This window comes from uncultured Methanobrevibacter sp. (assembly GCF_937906425.1).
Classification (GTDB): domain Archaea; phylum Methanobacteriota; class Methanobacteria; order Methanobacteriales; family Methanobacteriaceae; genus Methanobrevibacter.
Genome location: NZ_CALCYR010000200.1, coordinates 1 through 4492 on the forward strand (window position 1 = coordinate 1; position 4492 = coordinate 4492).

The 4492-nt window shown below is 29.6% G+C and carries 3 protein-coding genes and 1 pseudogene; 3 read left to right on the forward strand and 1 reads right to left on the reverse strand.

Features of this window, described 5'->3' with window-relative positions:
• Positions 1–265: 265 nt before the first annotated feature.
• The 3 genes and pseudogenes from Q0138_RS05760 (at position 266) to Q0138_RS05770 (ending at position 2860) form a co-directional block, all read left to right on the forward strand.
• Positions 266–601: a DUF2304 family protein gene (locus Q0138_RS05760; RefSeq protein WP_297981969.1), complete on the forward strand. Its 336-nt coding sequence runs from the start codon at positions 266–268 to the stop codon at positions 599–601.
• A 194-nt stretch (positions 602–795) separates the two neighbouring features.
• Positions 796–1473, forward strand: a pseudogene (locus Q0138_RS05765) ((Fe-S)-binding protein); the annotation flags it as partial.
• A 157-nt stretch (positions 1474–1630) separates the two neighbouring features.
• Positions 1631–2860, forward strand: a complete 1230-nt coding sequence (locus tag Q0138_RS05770; RefSeq protein WP_297981965.1) for an LUD domain-containing protein — start codon at positions 1631–1633, stop codon at positions 2858–2860.
• Between the two features lie 81 nt (positions 2861–2941).
• Here the strand turns inward: Q0138_RS05770 and Q0138_RS05775 are convergent, their stop codons facing one another.
• Complete coding sequence (locus Q0138_RS05775; RefSeq protein ID WP_297981967.1) at positions 2942–4324, reverse strand: hypothetical protein; 1383 nt, start codon at positions 4322–4324, stop codon at positions 2942–2944.
• Positions 4325–4492 lie beyond the last annotated feature (168 nt).

Sequence of the window (4492 nt, forward strand, 5' to 3'; positions counted from 1 at the left end):
TAAGTTACTTATTAGGTTTAATAATCGAAATTAGTATTTTATTAAGTTACTTATTAGGTTTAATAATCGAAATTAGTATTTTATTAAGTTACTTATTAGGTTTAATAATCGAAATTAGTATTTTATTAAGTTACTTATTTAGAGTTTAATAATTGGAAATTAGTATTTTATTAAGTTACTTATTTAGAGTTTAATTTTAGTGGTTGAATTAAATTAAAAGAATCAAGGTAGTGTTATTATTATTGGACCATTTCGCATATATCAGATTTTATTAATCATTGTAATGGTTTTTGCATTATTTTTCATGTATACAAGAGTGAGAAGCAAAAAGTCAACTCCAGCAACCTTTGCATTATGGGTAATTGTATGGCTGGTTGTTTTGTTCTTTGCATTTGAGCCTAGAGTAAGTGATCCTCTTGCAGGATTCTTTGGCTTTAGCAGAGGTCTGGATTTGCTTATTGTTGCAGGTCTTGGAGTATCTTTCTATGCTCTTTTCAGGTTATACATTAAAATCGACAAGATGAATCAGGATATGACTAATTTAGTAAGGCATATAGCTATTGAAAATGAAATAGAACTTGATGATGAGGATAATGAATAATTATTATTGATTATTTCATTATTTTTATTATTCTTATTATTTTTTTAAGTATTGTTTATAAGTTTTTGTTTAAAAAGAATTATTTCAATAATATTTTTTAGATTTATTGATTTTTGTTTTTGATAAATCTAAAAAATACTATTTTTTTAATTCTAGTCTTAATATAAGTTTTTTATTTTTTATTAGGTTAGATTATGTTATTATATTTTAGAGGTTGTACAGCACGTGAAAAGCTTAATTCAATATCAGATGCTACAGAAGAGATATTAAGGACTGCAGGTATTGAATATGAAGTTTTGCAAGATGAAAAGTGTTGTGGTTCCGTTTTACTTAGAACTGGTTTTAGGGAAGATGCAGTTAATCAGATGAAAAAGACTGCAATGGATTTAAATGGAAAATCCATTCTTACATCCTGTGCAGGTTGTTACAAGACTTTAAAAGAGGATTATAAGAAGTTCTTAGGCATTGATTTGGAAGTAATTCATATCTCTCAGCTATTGAATCAATTGATTGTGGATGGAAAATTGGATTTGCAATCAGGGGATGATTTAAAGGGCTTGACAGTTACATACCACGATCCATGTCATTTAGGCAGACATGCAGGAGAGTTTGATGCTCCGCGCAATGTAATTAAATCTGTTTCAAATCTTGCTGAAATGGAAAACATTAGGGAAAAGTCCAGATGTTGCGGTTCAGGCGGTGGAGTAAAGTCAGCCTATGGTGATTTGTCCAATTCAATTGCTAAATTAAGAATTAAGGAGGCTGAAGAGACCGGTGCAGACCTATTGGTCAGTGCATGTCCATTTTGTAAGTTGAATTTATCCTCCAACAGTGAAAGCTTGGAAGTTTTAGACTTGTCTGAATTTCTTTTAATGTGTTTGAATAATAAAAAAGATTCTCAAAACTTTACTTTTAAGGGAAAAGATTCTCATAATCTCACTTTTAAGGAAAAAGATTCTCATAATCTCACTTTTAAGGGAAAAGATTCTCATAATCTCACTTCAGATGAAAAGATAAGGGAGGCCAATCATGAATGAAAAGGAAATAGAATCAATGAGAAAGGTCTTTAATGATTTAAGAGTAAAAATTGAAGCTCTTTCAAGGTCTCCGGAAATTGAAGTCCTTAAGGAAAGGGTTATAAAAATCAGGCAGGAAGCCATTGAAAGGAATGATGAACTCCTTGAAACCGTTAAGGAAAGCTTTAGGGATAATGAAATTGACTGTTTTTATGCAAATGATGAAACTGAAGCATTGGATATTTTGGGCCAACTTATAGAAAATGAAATAAGGTCCAATGATAAAATTGATGAAAATAATGTTTATATAGCCAAATCCAAGTCAAATACCCTACGTGAAATTGGGGCAAGTGACTTTTTAAAGCAAAAGAATTATCATGTCATAGAAACAGATTTGGGAGATCGTATCCTTCAGCTTAAAAAGGGTGACAATAGTCCGGTTCATCCTACAGGTCCCGCTTCCCATCTAAAGGTTGAGGACATTGCAGAGATTATCAATGAATCAATGGATCTTGATTTGCCAGCCAATCCAAGACCAATCATGGAAGCTGTAAGGGAGGATGTATTGGATTTGCTTGAAAATTCACATATTGGAATCAGCGGTTCAAATGCAATTGCTGCAAATGAAGGTTCGATTCTAATGATTCATAATGAGGGAAACATAAGCATTGTCCAATCCAAAAAATTACATATAATCGTTGCAGGAATAGACAAGTTGGTTCCCTATATTGAGGATGCGGTTTCAATAGCTAAATTGGAGGCTGCATTTGCAACAGGAAAGCCTGTAACCTCCTATATGAATATTGTATCCGGCCCTTCTAAAACTGCAGACATTGAAAAGAAGATGCTTAAAAATATGTATGGTGCAGAGAAGGTAGCTGTAATTCTTCTTGATAACGGTAGAAAGGAGGCAATCAAGGAGTGTTTATGGTGCATTGGTTGTGGAAATTGCATTGTAAGCTGTCCAGTCTATAATATTCTGGGAAATGAATTTGGTTATTCCAGTTATCTTGGCGGTCGCGGAGTTGCTTTAAGTAAATTTTTAAGGAATAATGAGGTAAGCGTAGATTCCGGATTGTATATGTGTACATTATGTGGAATGTGTACTGAAAACTGTCCTGTAGCCACTCCAACCTATGAGATAATTGAAAAATTGAGAAATGAAACCAATCAGAACGGACTTTCAAGAAAACAGCATGAAAATATTAGGGAAAACATTAAAAATAATGATTCTCCTTATTAGTTTTTTTTAACTTTATTCAAATAATATAATTATTTAACTTATAAGAATAAATAATTTATTTATTTTGGAAATTAATTATTTTCATTGATTATTATTATAATTATTATTATCAAAATTATTAAACTGATTTTGTTGTTGATTATAATTATTATGTTCAATTTCTTCCATACTAGGTAATTCATCCTCCTGAGTGTTAAAATTATTCATATTATTATTAATAACATTACTCATTTGACTAACAGGTGGAGGAGGATTATCATTATTCATCGGTGGTACATTCATATTCATATTCATTTGATTAAAAGGTGGATTATTCATTCCACTATTATAATTCATATTATATCTTTGATTCATTTCTTGGTTATATTCATCCATTGATTGATGGCATATTATTATATTCATAGTAACTTTGGGTAAATCACTGTTTTTCACAAACTTTTCGAAATCTAAGGTGAATTCAAGAGTATATTTGCATTCTAAGATAAATGTGTTTATTGTTGGTATAAAATAGTTGAGATCTACAACGTTAGTATAAGGTATATTCGCTGATTGAGTATTAAAATTTTTATTTTCAATATTTTTTAAACTTAAAGTAAAAGGAAAGCTTTTATTTTCTCCTGATTTAGCACAAGTTTTTACTGTTTTAGTTAATATTTCGTTTTTTATTGTTCTTTTATTTTCTACGAAATTACTTTTAAATACTACTTCTCTAGTTAAAACAGCTTTGCATTCGGCAGAGTTCATTTTTCCTTTAGTATTATCAATATTTATATCAAATTTAACATCTTCACCAAATTTGAAATTATCAGTGCCATTTACTGATGTTATTTTCATCGCAGTTTTTCCTCCATCGAATAATCCCCATTTATGAACGAGACTTTCAGCAGTAAATGATACTTGTTTATTCATTTCTATTTTTTGTCTTCTTTTTATTATGAGATAAGTCGAGGTAGATGTATTAGTATAAGGAGAAATAATATTCGCTACTAGAGCATATCTTATATGGGCTTGTCCTTCTGTTCCCGGAAATTCAAAGGAAGGATTAATACCATCAGGGATTTTAAATCTAAAGCCAAAAGTATATGTACCAGGGTTAAGTGTTATTATATCTGAATTAATATTTAATTGAGATTTAATATTTAAATTTATTGAGACTATTACTTCTGGCTTCTTTTCTTCGAGTCTCATACGAGTATCTTCGAAATATGACGTCCACATTTGGGAAGAATTAAGGATTAAATTTATATCGTTTAATATTAGTTGTACATTTGTAATAATTAATTCAACTTGACCTTCGACATAATCACCAATGAAATAGGAAGGTAATCTTGGAATTATTCTTATTATTTGCATTCCTAAAATTTGAGGCTGCTGAGTTTGAATTTGAGGATTGAGAACTCTATTAACTGTATTAACTGTACTACTAACTGCTTTACCAACAATATTTCCTACTAAATTCAACATTTTTTATTTTTTAATGAAATAAATGGATAAAATAATAATTTTTATTATTTTAAAATAATTATTTTTATTTAATAATAATTATATTTTATATTTTTTATTTTATAATATTAAAATAAAATAAATTATTTTTGTGATTGGGGATTGGGGATTGGGGATTGGGGATTGGGG